The organism is Candidatus Contubernalis alkalaceticus (assembly GCF_022558445.1).
In the GTDB taxonomy this organism is placed as follows: domain Bacteria; phylum Bacillota; class Dethiobacteria; order SKNC01; family SKNC01; genus Contubernalis; species Contubernalis alkaliaceticus.
On record NZ_CP054699.1, the window covers coordinates 1,939,438 to 1,953,529 of the forward strand.

At 40.0% G+C, this 14,092-nt stretch carries 21 protein-coding genes and 3 pseudogenes; 4 read left to right on the forward strand and 20 right to left on the reverse strand.

Annotation, left to right across the window (positions count from 1 at the left end; translation table 11 throughout):
• Window positions 1–42: 42 nt before the first annotated feature.
• From HUE98_RS09595 to HUE98_RS17645, 6 genes are all read right to left on the reverse strand, one after another.
• Window positions 43–489, reverse strand: a complete 447-nt coding sequence (locus tag HUE98_RS09595; protein WP_241420444.1) for a hypothetical protein — start codon at window positions 487–489, stop codon at window positions 43–45.
• Window positions 489–716: an AbrB/MazE/SpoVT family DNA-binding domain-containing protein gene (locus HUE98_RS09600; RefSeq protein WP_241423534.1), complete on the reverse strand. Its 228-nt coding sequence runs from the start codon at window positions 714–716 to the stop codon at window positions 489–491. Before HUE98_RS09600 ends, HUE98_RS09595 begins: the two co-directional genes overlap by 1 nt.
• A 422-nt stretch (window positions 717–1,138) precedes the next feature.
• Window positions 1,139–1,576 (reverse strand): VOC family protein, encoded by a 438-nt coding sequence (locus HUE98_RS09605; RefSeq protein WP_241420445.1) that lies wholly within the window; start codon window positions 1,574–1,576, stop codon window positions 1,139–1,141.
• 6 nt (window positions 1,577–1,582) lie between these two features.
• On the reverse strand, window positions 1,583–1,870 hold the full coding sequence (locus HUE98_RS09610) for a DUF1905 domain-containing protein (RefSeq protein WP_241420446.1): 288 nt from the start codon (window positions 1,868–1,870) through the stop codon (window positions 1,583–1,585).
• A gap of 447 nt (window positions 1,871–2,317) precedes the next feature.
• A complete protein-coding gene (locus HUE98_RS18090) occupies window positions 2,318–2,461 on the reverse strand; it encodes a hypothetical protein (RefSeq protein WP_241420447.1) in 144 nt (47 codons plus the stop codon).
• A gap of 78 nt (window positions 2,462–2,539) precedes the next feature.
• Window positions 2,540–2,671, reverse strand: coding sequence for a hypothetical protein (locus tag HUE98_RS17645; protein WP_277623661.1), 132 nt, complete (start codon window positions 2,669–2,671; stop codon window positions 2,540–2,542).
• Window positions 2,672–2,855: 184 nt separating this feature from the next.
• Between HUE98_RS17645 and HUE98_RS18095 the strand changes: the two are divergent.
• A pseudogene (locus HUE98_RS18095) lies at window positions 2,856–2,954 on the forward strand (AAA family ATPase); the annotation flags it as partial.
• A gap of 259 nt (window positions 2,955–3,213) precedes the next feature.
• A complete protein-coding gene (locus HUE98_RS09625) occupies window positions 3,214–3,366 on the forward strand; it encodes a hypothetical protein (RefSeq protein ID WP_241420448.1) in 153 nt (50 codons plus the stop codon).
• A 19-nt stretch (window positions 3,367–3,385) separates the two neighbouring features.
• On the opposite strand, the gene HUE98_RS18100 is transcribed toward HUE98_RS09625, so the two are convergent.
• Window positions 3,386–3,523, reverse strand: coding sequence for an FMN-binding protein (locus HUE98_RS18100; RefSeq protein WP_407080255.1), 138 nt, complete (start codon window positions 3,521–3,523; stop codon window positions 3,386–3,388).
• Between the two features lie 77 nt (window positions 3,524–3,600).
• On the opposite strand from HUE98_RS18100, the pseudogene HUE98_RS09635 reads away from it, so the two are divergent.
• Window positions 3,601–4,290: pseudogene (locus tag HUE98_RS09635) on the forward strand (recombinase zinc beta ribbon domain-containing protein); the annotation flags it as partial.
• Window positions 4,291–4,336: 46 nt separating this feature from the next.
• Here HUE98_RS09635 and tnpC read toward each other — a convergent pair.
• From tnpC to tnpA, 3 genes are all read right to left on the reverse strand, one after another.
• Entirely contained in the window at window positions 4,337–5,911 is a 1,575-nt protein-coding gene (gene tnpC, locus HUE98_RS09640) for an IS66 family transposase (protein WP_241420449.1), read from the reverse strand.
• Between the two features lie 71 nt (window positions 5,912–5,982).
• Window positions 5,983–6,339, reverse strand: coding sequence for an IS66 family insertion sequence element accessory protein TnpB (gene tnpB / locus HUE98_RS09645; RefSeq protein WP_241420450.1), 357 nt, complete (start codon window positions 6,337–6,339; stop codon window positions 5,983–5,985).
• The gene (tnpA, locus tag HUE98_RS09650; protein WP_241420451.1) at window positions 6,333–6,647 is read right to left on the reverse strand and encodes an IS66 family insertion sequence element accessory protein TnpA; all 315 of its coding nucleotides are present in this window, start codon (window positions 6,645–6,647) and stop codon (window positions 6,333–6,335) included. The genes tnpB and tnpA overlap by 7 nt, the downstream gene beginning before the upstream one ends.
• A gap of 91 nt (window positions 6,648–6,738) precedes the next feature.
• Between tnpA and HUE98_RS18105 the strand changes: the two are divergent.
• Window positions 6,739–6,873 (forward strand): annotated as a pseudogene (locus HUE98_RS18105) (resolvase); the annotation flags it as partial.
• Between the two features lie 44 nt (window positions 6,874–6,917).
• Here HUE98_RS18105 and HUE98_RS09660 read toward each other — a convergent pair.
• From HUE98_RS09660 to HUE98_RS09705, 10 genes are all read right to left on the reverse strand, one after another.
• Entirely contained in the window at window positions 6,918–7,691 is a 774-nt protein-coding gene (locus tag HUE98_RS09660; protein ID WP_241420452.1) for an aminoglycoside adenylyltransferase domain-containing protein, read from the reverse strand.
• A gap of 19 nt (window positions 7,692–7,710) precedes the next feature.
• Window positions 7,711–8,097 (reverse strand): GNAT family N-acetyltransferase, encoded by a 387-nt coding sequence (locus HUE98_RS09665; RefSeq protein ID WP_241420453.1) that lies wholly within the window; start codon window positions 8,095–8,097, stop codon window positions 7,711–7,713.
• Window positions 8,098–8,106: 9 nt separating this feature from the next.
• On the reverse strand, window positions 8,107–8,565 hold the full coding sequence (locus HUE98_RS09670) for a DUF3788 family protein (protein ID WP_241420454.1): 459 nt from the start codon (window positions 8,563–8,565) through the stop codon (window positions 8,107–8,109).
• Complete coding sequence (locus HUE98_RS09675) at window positions 8,528–9,025, reverse strand: GNAT family N-acetyltransferase (RefSeq protein ID WP_241420455.1); 498 nt, start codon at window positions 9,023–9,025, stop codon at window positions 8,528–8,530. The genes HUE98_RS09670 and HUE98_RS09675 overlap by 38 nt, the downstream gene beginning before the upstream one ends.
• A 54-nt stretch (window positions 9,026–9,079) precedes the next feature.
• A complete protein-coding gene (locus tag HUE98_RS09680) occupies window positions 9,080–9,724 on the reverse strand; it encodes a GNAT family N-acetyltransferase (protein ID WP_241420456.1) in 645 nt (214 codons plus the stop codon).
• A gap of 159 nt (window positions 9,725–9,883) precedes the next feature.
• The gene (locus tag HUE98_RS09685) at window positions 9,884–10,369 is read right to left on the reverse strand and encodes an AraC family transcriptional regulator (protein WP_241420457.1); all 486 of its coding nucleotides are present in this window, start codon (window positions 10,367–10,369) and stop codon (window positions 9,884–9,886) included.
• 32 nt (window positions 10,370–10,401) lie between these two features.
• Entirely contained in the window at window positions 10,402–10,770 is a 369-nt protein-coding gene (locus HUE98_RS09690) for a helix-turn-helix transcriptional regulator (protein ID WP_241420458.1), read from the reverse strand.
• A gap of 419 nt (window positions 10,771–11,189) precedes the next feature.
• A complete protein-coding gene (locus tag HUE98_RS09695) occupies window positions 11,190–12,155 on the reverse strand; it encodes a GTPase (RefSeq protein WP_241420459.1) in 966 nt (321 codons plus the stop codon).
• Between the two features lie 37 nt (window positions 12,156–12,192).
• Entirely contained in the window at window positions 12,193–13,689 is a 1,497-nt protein-coding gene (gene thrC, locus HUE98_RS09700) for a threonine synthase (RefSeq protein WP_241420460.1), read from the reverse strand.
• A 157-nt stretch (window positions 13,690–13,846) separates the two neighbouring features.
• Complete coding sequence (locus tag HUE98_RS09705; protein WP_241420461.1) at window positions 13,847–14,047, reverse strand: cold-shock protein; 201 nt, start codon at window positions 14,045–14,047, stop codon at window positions 13,847–13,849.
• Window positions 14,048–14,092 lie beyond the last annotated feature (45 nt).

The window sequence follows — 14,092 nt, forward strand, 5'->3', positions numbered from 1 at the left end:
TTCCACTACAGCCAAAAAGAATATAGTATATACCCGTAACATTTAAATTAACACCCCTCGCTTGGCCATTGCCCTGCAGTAGAGAAAAAATCCGAATGTCGTTAGCATTATTACTATATCAAAAAGAGATAACCAGGTGCCAAAAACATTCCACCTATCCATAAATCCAAACGTAATAAATTGCAGAAGCATTATGGAAACGACGGAAATAAATGATGCCTGTACAGCCCAACGCAAGCGAAAAAACAGCAAGATTGGAGCAACAATACCGCTAAAGATATTTGTAGTCCAGAATATCAAAGGCAACATAGGGTAATTAGTAAAATACGCATATACTCCCTTTCCGAAGTTATTATAACTATAGTAGGCTTCATTAAGCCCAAGCATCATAAAATAATCATAGGCACCAATGGCATAAATGAAAACAAAGAATAATCCTATTAACCAAAAGTGCCATGGTACTTTAATACGATGTTCGTTTACAATCATTATTGTTCACCTTCATTTTCTGGTATACTTCTATCAAAAATCGTTTCAAGTAGCTTTGAAAACATTGACTTTGGTGGAATGGCAATACCTTTTTTCTCATCGGCAAGAACGATTATTGTATCTCCCGGCCTAATATCAAAAATGTCGCGAGCTTCCTTTGGAATTACAAATTGACCTTTTTCGCCTATTTTTACAGTCCATGCGTATTTGCCTTTTGGATGCTTTATAAATAACCCTCCTTTCATTTACCAAGTGAGATAAGTATGATTAGTATAACTTAATTATACTTTATTCTTGAATGAAGTCAAGAAATAAAAATAAATGCATAACGACTGACCAGAGTAAAATCTGTCAACTCAACTATCCCTATATTAAGACGGTTGACATGTTTCCATTAACATCAAAAATAAGGGTTTCCAGACATTGGCACCTCCGGCAAAACAGCCGCGAGAAAAACTCAATATCCAGAAACCCTTTGTTTAAGCACATTTTCAGTCGCTTTACTTTCCCACCCTTGACATCAATACCACACAATCCACATCATGGCTCGAGAGGACCCCCTCGTCAACTTTCAACTATTTCAAGGGAGGGTGTGCATTTTGCACACCCTCTCTCGTAAACCTGATATTTCAGGTGTTCTTGACAGAACTTACTCATTTTTCAATTTCTCATCCCAAATTTTCGTCCGTTCCTCAAAACTAACTTCGCTGTGGATTTGGTGAAGCATCCACATATATCCGTATGGGTCTGTACATACCGCGTTGCTCACGCCCATTTCAGGCATTTCGGTTATCGGCTGGATTACGTTAAAACCACTCTCGATTGCCTTCTCAAAGATTGCTTTGATGTCCGGGACGAGGACATTCAGCCACATATGTTTGCACTCGCCGTCTTTCGGGCCAAAAAGCTGATATTCAGCGTTTTCGTCAAGAAGGTGAAACCTTGTTCCAAAAATCGTAAATACCGCTTCGTTCAAACCCTTTTCGTAAGCCGTAACTTCAACACGCTCCGCACCGAAAACACGCTCGTAAAGTTCAAGCGCCTTCACGCTGTCGCTTACGACCATATCAATTTCAACACCGATCATTTCTAATTACCCCCTTTCCTTTATTGTAACGCGAACGCTATCACCCGCTTGTTTACCGATTTTAGCGCGAATGTCCTTACGAAGCCCGATGATATAACAAACTGAGCCGTCTGGGTTTTTCACGCCCATATTAACGATGCTACCATCGTACGACTCGCCGTCAAAAGTAGCGTGAACCTTGATACGCCCTTTGCCGAACTCCGCTCGGACGTCAAAGGGAAACTCGACATATGCGCCGTTTATTTCAGGAACTTTTTGGATGACGGCGTCAAATTCGTATATTTTAGAATTCATTTTCATCAACCTTTCGCATTGTAGGGCATTCCTATAAATGGTCTTTATAAAAAATCTTCCCAATAACTGATGGTTTGATATTATTATAACGCAACGTTACCAGTAATATCAAACCATCGAAGAGAAGTTTAGTTTTCCAAAGAATGATGTTTCGGAAGACAACTCACTATTTAACAACGTCTGATGGATGTGAGAAGATCCCTTGTATGTAAAAAACCGAGTTGTCATGAATCTGGGTATAATCGATCCACGGCTGCCAACCTTTGTCGGGGGAGAAAGAAGTCCGGTACGTCTTTCCAGCTTCAGGCGGCTGCTCCGGATTAACCAATTAAAGTGTGATTGAATTGGTAATTGCGATGATTATACCCAACATAACAACCCAAATGCCATGGAGATAGATTAGCTTCCTGAGCATCCGAATCAGTTACAATTCCCTGCTTTAGGACTTTAGTTCCTATAAACATGATTCCCGCCCAGAAATAAGCGAATTAGGTATCTTCCCTTATTTCTGGTACAAAAAAACCCCTCAACTACAAAGAAGAAGAATATTGGTACAACCAATCTCCCCAGCCACGTAAATATTAGCGGCATTTGAGGCAGAAAAGTATATGATTTTTTGTTTTTTTCATTAAGTACTTGACTTCTTATAGTTGGTCTTTCATGTATAATCTACAAAATATTACTTTTTGACTGCAACTCTTCTTTTAACTTCTCTACTTCTTTTTTGAGTGAACCTACCTGTGCCAGTGCTGCTAAAGCAAAAACAAAAGCAATAGGTGCCAAAAGACCGAAATATTCCATAAATACCTACTCCTTTCAGAATTTTTTTATTTCCCGAAACGGGTTTTCTTAATGCTTCTTTCCAACCAATTACGCTAGCCTCTTGGTCATCGGAAATAAAAAAGTAAATGGGGGTGCTGATAGGAATTTCATTTTTTGCTACTGTTTTGGCATTATCTTTCAAATAATTTATTTCTCTTAACATATCTTGGAACAAATCTATTGTGAAGCCAAGTTTTACCGGGGCGATGCCAAACGGCAGCTACACCGGGAGATTGAACTGATGCGGGGGATTCATCACATCAGTCTGAAAGGTGAGCAACAAGCAATTCTTGCTGCCTGTTCAGAGTCTATTTCAGCTTCAAGGTTGTTCTCAATATAGCTTATAGATTGATTCAACCTGTCCAGCCACTCCATTGTATCAATTCCTTGTAATTAAAGTTTAAATGGATAATGTAATGTTTTCCTCTCAATTTCTGCACAAAAAAGACAGCATGCAAAAAACATTCAAGCTTTAACTTAGATTGGTGCCTATTCTGGTTATTCAGCCTGGTGCGGACAAGATGACGCCTGCGAAATTCACAAAAAAAGCATATGACACACTTGGAACACAAAACAAGAAATATGTGGAACTTGAAGGAAGAGGTCACTGGGTTTTAGATGATGACGGTGTGGATCACATATGTAATGAGATGAAAGAGTGGTTTTTATACTGAGCATACCTCAGTAGACCTATTATTCAGTTTTGCTTAATGCGTTTTCTACCGCTTTTAATATCGATTTGCTGCTCCTTGTGGCTCCGCTGATACAGTCAACCTGAAGTGTTTGTGATTCAATAAAAAGAGAGCCATATTGCCGCCGTAAATGGCACAAAAAAGCACAACGTTCTTGTTATAATTTCCTGCGTTCTTATCGGGCTGTTCGTTATAGGTGTAATTGCGTTCGTAACCACAAAAGGCATTATAACCAACAACGGTCTTGTTCCACAATATTATGTGGAAAACAGCCATGAAGCTATCATCCCGCGTGAAATTTTCATGCAGGTACAGGAAGAACTGGTCAGGCGGCGGTGTGTCCATCTCAGCAAGAACGGCAAAAAACGCAGTTTCAGCAGCAACCACTGCTTCTCTAACATGGTCATCTGCGGTAACTGCGGCGAGGTGTTTCGCAGGGTTCACTGGAACAACCGTGGGAAGAAATCTATTGTCTGGCGGTGTGTCAGCCGCTTGGAAAACACCGGTCTGTTTTGTGACGCTCGCACAGTTTTGGAAAGCACCATCGAGCAGGTACTGATTACGGCCATCAACCAAACACTATGTGATAAGGATGCTTTCCTCACCACTTTGCAGAAAAACATTGAAACTGTTCTATGCTATGAAAATGATAAGACCCTGGTCGGAATTGATAGACGGTTGGAAGAACTGCAAACCCAGCTTTTAAAGCTTGCCAGCTCCAAAGCCGACTACGAGGATGTCGCAGATGAGATTTACAGCCTGCGTGAGCAGAAGCAAAAGGCTCAGGTGGAAAGCATCGGACGGGACGAAATTCGTAAAAGGATTGATGACATGAGCACTTTCCTTCGGGAGCAACCCACCACCATAATCGAATACGATGAGCAGCTTGTCCGACGGTTGATTGAAGTAAGCGTAAAATAATCCCCACCTTAATTAAGGCAGGGTATTTAAACTACCTATTTTTTAACCGGCAACTATCAGGTAAAGTATCAGACCATGGTAACAGTTGATCCAGAATATTCTGTTTTTCAATATCTATGTTAGGCAGTTTCTCAAACAAATAGTTCAAGTAATTAAAGGGATTTAATCCATTTTCCTTGGCCGTTTCAACGACACTGTAGATAGTAGCACTGGACTTAGCCCCCCGGGGGGTATTAGCAAATAAGAAGTTTTTTCTTCCGATTACAAAAGGCTTGATGGAGCGCTCAGCACGATTATTATCAATATCCAGGCGACCATCCAGCATAAAAGCTTCAAGCTTATCCCACTGGTTTAGGCAGTAATTAATAGCTTGACCGAAAGAGCTTTTTGGGAGCACCTGCGGTTTTTGTTGATTAAGCCATGCTAAAAAAGCATCCAGCACAGGACGGCTGCGCTCCAGGCGTTTTTCATAACGTTCATCAAAGGTTTTTTCGCTTAAATCACGTTCAATAGCAAATAGGCGGTTGCAAAAGTCCAGGCCTTTCTTTGCTGCTACTTCAGCATTTTTTTTGGACTTAGGCAGAGCCTTAAGCGTCTCATCAAATTTCCGTCTTGCGTGGCTCAAACAACCGACTAGGGTAACGTCCGATAAACCGTTGTAGCCAGCGTAGCCATCAACCTGCAGATAACCTTTGAAACCGGAAAGGAACTTGTGGGGATGGACCTTGGCCCGTGTCTCTTGGTAGTCATAGAGGACGATGGACGGCCCTTCCCGACCGGTTCGATACAACCACATGTATGAAGTTGATTCTGCTGGCCGTTCCGGTTCCTTTAGCACCTGCAAGGTGGTTTCGTCTGCTTGTAGCACTTCATGATTTAGTAGGTGAGTGTGCATACGGTCGTATAGAAGTTTTAACCACTTATCAGCTCCGTAGACCACCCAGTTGGCCAGGGTCTGACGGGATAATTCAATTCCCAGGTACTTAAACTGCTGTTCCTGCCGATAAAGAGGCATGCTATTTAAATACTTTTGGCTCATAACGTAGGCCATGAACGACGGGGAAACCAGGCTCCCCTTTAGCACAGGGTTAGGCATTGGAGCAGTTACTATAGGACTGTTGTTTGTCTCATTTTTTTCACAGTTTCGGCAGGAATAGACATAGCGCACATGCTTTACTACCTTTACCTGAGCGGGAATGATTTTAAGCTCCTGCCTGACCTCCGTGCTCATCTCGTGCAAAGGATGACCACAAGAGCAGATTTGCTCTTCTTCTGGCAGGCGGTACTCTACCGTCTCCACGGGCAGATCTTTTAACATGGCCTCACGGTGGCCCTTCTTTTTCTTACGTCGTTGGTAAGTAATGGTTTCAATTGTAGGCTCAGCCAGAAGGGGCTGTGCTTCTACCTCTGCTTCATCAAAAAGCTGCATTTGATCTGGATTGGTCTTTTCACTGGATGATCCGAATTGCCGCTGTTTGTTGAGCCGAAATTGTTCTAAAAACCAGTTTACCTTGGCATTAAGCTCGGCATTTTCTTTTTCCAGTTCTTCGCAGCGTTTTTGATAGTAATCTATAGAATTGGCGGTATTTTTAGGTTTTGTTTTCATATATTATTAATTCGACTAATATAAGGCTAATTCCTCCTAAAAACAGTGGTTTTTTGTGAAATTGCTATGTTTTATATGACCGTACGAGCTGTTACTGCCGAATGAGCCTGTTGCTGATCTAAGGACAGACCATCCAGTAACCAGCGCAGCTGACGGCAGCTGATTTTTATCGGCTTAAAGCTGGGCTGTTCCGGCCATTGGAATTTGCCTCGCTCCAAACGTCGATAATATAGCCAAAAACCATTGTGTTCCCAATGAAGAATCTTTAGCTTATCTCTCTTTCTGTTGCAAAATACAAATAAACAGGGGGAGAAGGGGTCCAGTTCAAAGCCTTCTTTTACCAGAACTGCCAATCCGTCGATCGCCTTTCTCAAATCCGTGCTTCCGCAGGCCAGGTATACCCGTTCTACGGTATTTTCGTTCAGCATATGTCTGCTAATGTCATTACCAGGTCTGAGAGTAGCTGTTTGTCAAATCCTGGTTTTACTTCTATGGCTGCTTTGCCTATTCTTACTAGCATGGCGTTCCCAGGGTTGGAACCTAAACTGTCTATTTCTATTGACATCCATTGTGCTGGAGCAGCAGAGTTTTCTATGTTTTTATATTTGCGAAGCCAGTAGCGTAACTGATGAAGTTTAATATCATGTGTAGCGCACCATTCTGTGGTGCTCTGCCCACTGACTCTAAAAGCCGATACCCGTGCTTCCCACATTTTTCTCAGTTCTTCTTTTGTCATAAATGCAAATCCTCCTCACTTGGTTTACTTGAGGAAAATTATCGCATATTTTATGGAAGATTACTATGTGGGCACAGTTTGACGCTTACTCCTTCGGGAGCAACCCACCACCATAACCGAATACGATGAGCAGCTTGTCCGACGGTTGATTGAAAAAGTCACCGTTTATGAGGATAAATTCACCATTGAATTCAAGTCCGGCGTGACAGTGGATGTGGAAGAATAAGGAAAAACAAACAAGGCACTCTACGGATTACAACATAGGGTGCCTTAATTGTCATGATTGAATATTTGATTAATCATATATTCAGCAAATGCTTGAGAAGCGCTTGCACTTGTATCCATACTAAAAATTTCATTCCCGCAATAACTATTTACAGCTTTATTAATAATCTGCTTGTATCTCGCCGGGAGGTTCCTCATTCCCCATTGGCCGCCTTGCTTTTTTGATAAAACAATATCATCCTTAATATAAGCGAGAACACGGCAAAGACTTAAAATAATATAAACAGGATTTTCTTTAATATCGTTTACTGCATTTTCAATATCACACTTGATGCTATCAATATAGTCTGCTTTTGGTACGGTACCAAAAACGAATTTGATATCTTCTCCGCTAAGAACAATTCCAGCCTTACGAACCACGGTGAAATGTGCGGCTAAATCTTTGTCGACACCATTCATAGACTTACAGTAATTTTCCAGATTCGTTTGGCATTCTTCTTTGTGTGTATTGGAAAAATGAAGTTCAAATGGAGTAGGATATATGAAATTTTTGCAATGCTTTTTAAGAATCAAACTCATTTCAATTCCCTTGGGAGGGGATATATTGTCTTTATGTAATAGAACATTTATCAACTCTTCTTTCTCAAGTAAAGACGGCGTTTCTTTAGTTACAACTAAAAAATCAATATCACTTATATCCCAATGAAAGCAATTAAATGCAATGGAACCATGAACATAAATTCCAATAAGATTATCACCGAGAATACCTTGATATGATTTTTTGATCTGATCAAGAAGTTCTTTTTCTTTTGTCTGCATAAATCGTTCCCTTTCAATACTATCCTTTAACCTCAAATATTGATCCCTCTCTACGATATCTAAGTTTTTCGTAATACGGGTCTATATCACTCATAACATAGACGGGTTGATCCGGAAAGTCTTGGCATACCCGTTCCATAAGGCTTTTTCCAATTTGCCTTCCCCTGTATGATTTTCTAACAAGTAAATCATAAATATAGACGCCGAAACCATCATCTTCTCGGCAACGAGCGTAGCCGCACACAAGAGTTTCATCGCAAGCTATATAGGTTGTGCTCGTTTCAAGCGCCTTAATGTATTTATCACGGCCGGTTGACCCATGGTAATCGATCCACTCATCTCCCTCATCAGCAATCAAATCAAAAAGTAAAGATTCATCGGCTTTGCTGTATTTCTTAATCTCCATATTAACCACCTATTTAATGCTTTTTCTAAAATCAGCAAGAGAAAAAACTGCCTCAAACATTTCATCCGAACACAAGTCGAAAACAAGAGGAAAGTACTTCAGTTTCCCCATTTGTTTTGAGTCCGCAATAATTAGCTTGACCTCATTATCAAGCGGAAGACTGAATACATCTGCACGGGCTTTTTCAGGAACATAGATGGTCACCTTGAAAAAACCGTCCCAAATCGATAGCCAAAAAACGGTTGTTTCATTTTGACCGCCTCGAACGCCTGTCCACTTATAGAGTCCCTTTGCCAGCCACGCCTTGCCATCACTGTAGTAACGCCATTCTAACTGAATATCGTGGCTCGCTAGTTCGTTGACAAACTTCACATAGGCATTGTTCGATTCTCCAAGCGCGTTTGCAACAATATCACTTGAAGGTTGAATATCAGGATTTCTGAGTAATTGTTGCTTGGTTGATTGCATCTCTTCCTCTTTCTTGGGCTTTGCGCTCCCACTTTAGATAAATCATATCAACGAGCTGTTTCCCGTTTTCAAATATCGGGTGGTTATAATTGTCCGTAAAAATTTTTTTTATTCGATGCGATTCTGTAAATCCACATTTGTGATAAAAACGGAGTATATTAGGGCTGTCTCCGGTTCCTACAAGCATAGTTTTGCAATCGGGGTAATAGGAAAACAGAAACTCTATGAGTCTATTGCTATAGCCATTACGTTGGAAATCAGCCCTAACCGCAATGTTTTTGAGTTCATAAACACCTTCCGCTTCTTTTGTAATTACGCATTCGGCCTTTATACCGCAGTCATCTAAAACGAACATTTCACCACGATTTAGATATTTATCTATCATATCTTCCTGCTCGTCTGCCAGCAACAACAAGTCAATGTACTGTTTTTTATTTTCTGTTACTTTTCTTATCTCCATAACAATCCTCACATGAAGGGAACAGGTCTATACCTGATTGCGTCAGGATCAAGTTCACTCTTCGTCATCGAGCATTGAACTTGTAGCCTTGTACTCATCCTGACTTGCCTGATATTTTTTTTCTTTCGGCGTGAAAGACTTATCAAATTCGTCAACTTCTTCTTGCGTCACATCAAACACATCTGAAAAATCAGCATAGCCGGAGACCTCATCTAATGCGCCTTCATAAAGTGGCAACACCAATAATCCTTTATAGAACTTTCCATCCGCCATAGAAATCTTATATTTTCTACCACCCAAGAATCCGTATGGCTCATAGTGATATGGATATCCCAGAGTAAGAATGGCTCGGTAACCCATTTCTTTCGCTTTATTGATAGAATGGAGAATGAGCTCTCTTCCTAGCCCTTTTCTGTGGAACTCTGGAGAAATAAACACTGGTCCAAAACTTATGGTCTTATATTCAATGTGATCCTCTGATACGATTTTTGAGTGTGTGTAGAATATACCCCCGGCAATTTCATCATCAACTTCGAGGACAAAAGCGAGTTCCTTTATAAAATCCGGGTGCTTTCTCATTTTATGAACAACATAATGTTCATGTCCTCCCGGAAAATATAAATTCCAAAATGCCTCTCTCGCTATTTCTTCAGTTTTTCTATAATCTTTTGATTCTTCATTTCTTATATTGATTCCCATTTTCCCCTCCAATTTTGTGCATGATTCACGCCGGAGGTTGTTGGTTGTTTATGCTAAACGCCCAACGTTACTACCGACTCAGATTCATCCCAGCATCCAACCTAACCACTCACAAATCGTATTTTCACACTCAAACTCCGCTCGAATTTTATTTCAAAATCACTCTATCGGAATATAGATGTCAGTAAAACTTTTCTCTTTTAATCGCTTCGGTGGTTCTGTCACATATAGTTCAAATGGAAATGAGTCTCTAGGTTTCTCTTTTCCTTTAAATAGCCACTCCTGATACATATACTGCCATGCCGCTTCATATTCCATAGCTGATATTTCAAAATGGCCAATACCAAACTTACCACTAATCTGTAAAACATTAATATCTTCAATTTCATTTATGACAGTATCACTCGGTATTGTCATAGCTACGCTCGTTCTTAAATTCTTCGCATCTGTAATAAACGGATTGTCATGATACATAGTAAGAACCTTTGTTTCTCCCGGAATTATTAAGTTATTCGTTGTTGCAAAAGAAAACAACTGATTAAACATTTTCCTGCTGTTTTTTCTAAACGCTACATAACTACCTTGAAATCTTACATAAATAACTTTTGTGTTAAAGTATTCTATGGTAATACTTGGTTTTTCCATTACTAACGCACCTCCGAATTCAATATAACTTATTATACGTCAGCTAATATATTAGTTCTTTTCCTTTCTTGCTCTTTTCGAAACTCAGTAGGACTAATACTATAATGCTTCTTAAATGCTTTATTATAGTTACTTGAACTGCTATATCCATATTTAAAGGCAATCTCTGTAATACTTATTTCAGAATTTAATGCTAAGAAAATTGCCGAACGTTCCATTTTTATGCGTGTAATAAACTGTTTCAATGTTTCAGTCGAGTATTTTGAAAACAATCTGTGAAAATGAAATTCGGAAATGTTAACATTGTTAGCAACATCGGATAAAGTAATTTTATGATTTAAATTTGCTTCAATATAATCTTCTGTCTTGTTTATCAGTCTTCTGTAATGATCAATACTCATATCGTTATCCTCACTTTTACCAATATTAATAACCAACCACAAAAGGGTGAATTACACCCAACATCTAATCCGCTCTCTCGCTGAAAATAGCATCTAAATCGACCACTCACCAAACACTGACATCTAAATCACTCTGTCACGTTGAAAATCATGCCTTTGGACTTGTTCCCACGAAGCAATATTTTTACGATTTTTACTCATCGGATTTTTACTCTCAAACCTCCATAAGCCCAGTATTACTGGACTTCTAACACACTCACCCTTCAACCCTTGACATCAATACTACGCACTCGACGTGGCTAGTCTGAGGAAACCTATCCACAAGCTGTCCTACATAAGGAGCTTTTTATAAAAAACTCAAATTCCTATACCAGTTAAAAGAAGTCACATTAAACACAAAAACCAATAATGTCCCATCTTCACTCCACATCCAGTTCCACAATATCTCCCTCTTCCAGCACATAATCCTTTGCAACCGCCTGACCGTCAAATTTTGTTGAACCCCACACATAGGAATTCTTTAATTTATCAGGGAAATCCCGGTGTATGGCTTCGGCAAAATCCAATATGGTTCCGCCTTTCTTTAGGGTGAAAGGCTTTTCCAGGTCTGGTTTTTGCTGTCCGGGGGCTTTGCTGTAGATTCGAATCACATCTACTGCTTTATAGATCAGTTTTCTTAAAAACTCTAAATCCCCTTGAAGCACAGAAATCTCATGTAAGGTGAGGTCCGGATACATTTCCTTGATTATTTCCAGATTGTCCTGACTGTTTTCCCTGTCCACTTTATTGGCTAAGATTAAATAAGGGAATGAATCATCATCTATTTCTTCCGGTATAACATTTCTTTCTCTTAGAAAGGTTAAGGTTGAATCCAGCTGTTCCAGGCAGTCGTCAGCGCCGGCATCTATAAGAATCAACAGGGCATCTGCCTCCCGGATAGTGCCAATCAGGCCGGGAGGTATCATATCCTCCGTAATAGGGGGGGTATCCACCAGCTGTATATGTATATTTTCATAGGGCATCATACCCGCCTGGGGCAGGGCTGTGGAAAAAGGGTATTCAGCAGTTTTTACTTTGGCCCGGGTAAGTGCTCCCACCAGAGAAGATTTACCTGTGTTGGGGAACCCCACCAGTACCACCTGTCCTGCTCCCTGCCTTTCCACGTGAAAAGGATTATAAGTGCTTTTACCGCTCTTTTTTTTCTTTCCCTCTTTCCGCAGAACAGCTAACTTTTTTTTAATTTCTCCCTGCAGTTTTTCCGTTCCCTTATGCTTGGGGATCATGGCCAGCATGTTCTGCAGGGCTTCTATTTTTTCTTCATGCGTCGCTGCTTTTTTATAAGCTTCTTCTGCAGAATAATACTGGGGAGTTAAATTCGCAGGCATTAATAAAACCCCTTTCTAATGAAAGTTTACTGTGAAATTATATTCCCAGTATGGCCTTGATAATTCTTTTTATATCTTTTACTTCACCGGAAATGGTATGATTTACCTTCTTATTGTCCAGGTTTTTAAGCCCGGGATGTATTTCTTGCCCGCTAATTCTCTTCAGCTCTTCCAATAGTATAAATTCGTTTTTCCCCGTCAGGGCTTCCTTTCCCTTTAAAGCTTCCAGCACGGAAGAATTAAATTTATAGGGATTAGCGGTAGAACCGATTACCGTAACTGTCTCAGGGTCTTTTAGGCGGTAGTTTTGATACACATTGACTCCCACAGCTGTATGGGTATCCAAAAGATAATTATGGTTTTCAAAAACCTCTTTTATGGTAGACAGGATTTCCCCCTGATCAGCATAATAGCCTACCATAATATTTTGTATTTTTTCCAGGAGGGATGACTCCACCTGGAAACTTCCCTCTGTTTGAAGTTCTTCAAACCACTGCTTCACCTTTTCACCCCGGCGTCCGCTTATTTCAAATAAAAAACGTTCCAGGTTACTGGAAATTAATATATCCATGGAGGGGCTGTTGGTCTTTATAAATTCCCGCTTTCGGTCATACATTCCTGTGTTGATAAAATCCGTCAGAACTTTATTTTCGTTGGAAGCACAAATTAATCTCTTTATAGGGAGTCCCATTAAACAGGCATAGTAACCGGCCAGTATGTTGCCAAAATTACCGGTGGGAATACAAAAGTTAATCTTTTCATTTTCTTTAATTGCATTTGTTTTTAAAAGCTTTAAATAAGCCCAGAAATAGTAAACTATTTGCGGGGCCAGTCGTCCCCAGTTAATGGAGTTGGCAGAGGAAAGCTCATACCCGCTGTCACTAATATCTTGGTTGAATTCCTGATCAGAAAAGATTTCTTTAACAGCATTTTGACAGTCGTCAAAGTTTCCTTTCAGAGAGACTACATGAGTGTTGCTGCCCTCCGTTGTGGTCATCTGCAGTTCCTGGACACTGCTTACCCCTCCATAGGGATAAAAAACAATAATCTTTATTCCTTGCACATCTTTAAATCCTTCTAAAGCTGCTTTACCGGTATCTCCGGAGGTAGCGACTAAAATTACTGTGTCTTTTTTAATCTTTAATTTTTGTTTAGCTTTGGATAAAAAATAAGGCATTATCTGCAGGGCAACATCTTTAAAAGCAGCAGTAGGGCCATGCCAAAGCTCCATAATAAAAGAATGTTCACTGAGTTTATGTAACGGTACAATATCTTTACTGTCAAAAACACCCGGGCGGTATGCTTGGGCAACACACTCATTTACTTCTTCCCGGGAATAATCGGTCAAAAAAAGACGTAAGATTTCTTGGGTCAATTGTTGGTAAGAAAGCCTGGCCATTCCCATCAACTGCTCACCGGTGATATCAGGTATATTCTCCGGGACAAAAAGACCCTCTTTAGGTACCATACCCAGCTTAATGGCTTCCGCCGCGGAAACTTTATGGTAATTTTTTCTGGTGCTGATATAGTACATTCCCTCCCCCCTCCCTTAAATAAAAAATATGAATTAAAGACAGTGGAGCTATCCCTTGTCTTATTTTCAAGATAATTATATTAAAAGCGCCTTTCGTCTGAGAAAGGCGCTTTTAACCGAACGTAATAATAATATTATTAAAGCCGGTAAGGCATTATTATATTTCTATTACGTTTGCAGCTTGAGGTCCTCTATCGCCTTCAATAACTTCAAACTCAACTTTTTGACCTTCTTCTAAGGTTTTAAAACCTTCTTTTTGGATTGCTGAAAAATGAACAAATACGTCATTTTCACCTTCCACTTCAATAAATCCATAACCTTTTTGATTGTTAAACCACTTAACTGTTCCTTGTTTCATCTGATGCTTTTTACCTCCTAGTTTTACCTTCTTAATATTCTATGA

Bases quoted from the DNA above. Each gene is read 5' to 3' on its own strand.
- thrC (WP_241420460.1), bottom strand. From the start codon at position 13,689: ATGTACTATATCAGCACCAGAAAAAATTACCATAAAGTTTCCGCGGCG.
- HUE98_RS09690 (WP_241420458.1), bottom strand. From the start codon at position 10,770: ATGAGTATTGATCATTACAGAAGACTGATAAACAAGACAGAAGATTAT.
- tnpC (WP_241420449.1), bottom strand. From the start codon at position 5,911: ATGAAAACAAAACCTAAAAATACCGCCAATTCTATAGATTACTATCAA.
- HUE98_RS18090 (WP_241420447.1), bottom strand. From the start codon at position 2,461: ATGCCGCTAATATTTACGTGGCTGGGGAGATTGGTTGTACCAATATTC.
- HUE98_RS09670 (WP_241420454.1), bottom strand. From the start codon at position 8,565: ATGCAATCAACCAAGCAACAATTACTCAGAAATCCTGATATTCAACCT.
- HUE98_RS09610 (WP_241420446.1), bottom strand. From the start codon at position 1,870: ATGAATTCTAAAATATACGAATTTGACGCCGTCATCCAAAAAGTTCCT.
- HUE98_RS09705 (WP_241420461.1), bottom strand. From the start codon at position 14,047: ATGAAACAAGGAACAGTTAAGTGGTTTAACAATCAAAAAGGTTATGGA.
- HUE98_RS09595 (WP_241420444.1), bottom strand. From the start codon at position 489: ATGATTGTAAACGAACATCGTATTAAAGTACCATGGCACTTTTGGTTA.
- HUE98_RS09605 (WP_241420445.1), bottom strand. From the start codon at position 1,576: ATGATCGGTGTTGAAATTGATATGGTCGTAAGCGACAGCGTGAAGGCG.
- HUE98_RS17645 (WP_277623661.1), bottom strand. From the start codon at position 2,671: ATGGAATATTTCGGTCTTTTGGCACCTATTGCTTTTGTTTTTGCTTTA.
- HUE98_RS09675 (WP_241420455.1), bottom strand. From the start codon at position 9,025: ATGGAGATAAGAAAAGTAACAGAAAATAAAAAACAGTACATTGACTTG.
- tnpB (WP_241420450.1), bottom strand. From the start codon at position 6,339: ATGCTGAACGAAAATACCGTAGAACGGGTATACCTGGCCTGCGGAAGC.
- HUE98_RS09660 (WP_241420452.1), bottom strand. From the start codon at position 7,691: ATGCAGACAAAAGAAAAAGAACTTCTTGATCAGATCAAAAAATCATAT.
- HUE98_RS09665 (WP_241420453.1), bottom strand. From the start codon at position 8,097: ATGGAGATTAAGAAATACAGCAAAGCCGATGAATCTTTACTTTTTGAT.
- HUE98_RS09680 (WP_241420456.1), bottom strand. From the start codon at position 9,724: ATGGGAATCAATATAAGAAATGAAGAATCAAAAGATTATAGAAAAACT.
- HUE98_RS09695 (WP_241420459.1), bottom strand. From the start codon at position 12,155: ATGCCTGCGAATTTAACTCCCCAGTATTATTCTGCAGAAGAAGCTTAT.
- tnpA (WP_241420451.1), bottom strand. From the start codon at position 6,647: ATGACAAAAGAAGAACTGAGAAAAATGTGGGAAGCACGGGTATCGGCT.
- HUE98_RS09685 (WP_241420457.1), bottom strand. From the start codon at position 10,369: ATGGAAAAACCAAGTATTACCATAGAATACTTTAACACAAAAGTTATT.
- HUE98_RS09625 (WP_241420448.1), top strand. From the start codon at position 3,214: ATGACGCCTGCGAAATTCACAAAAAAAGCATATGACACACTTGGAACA.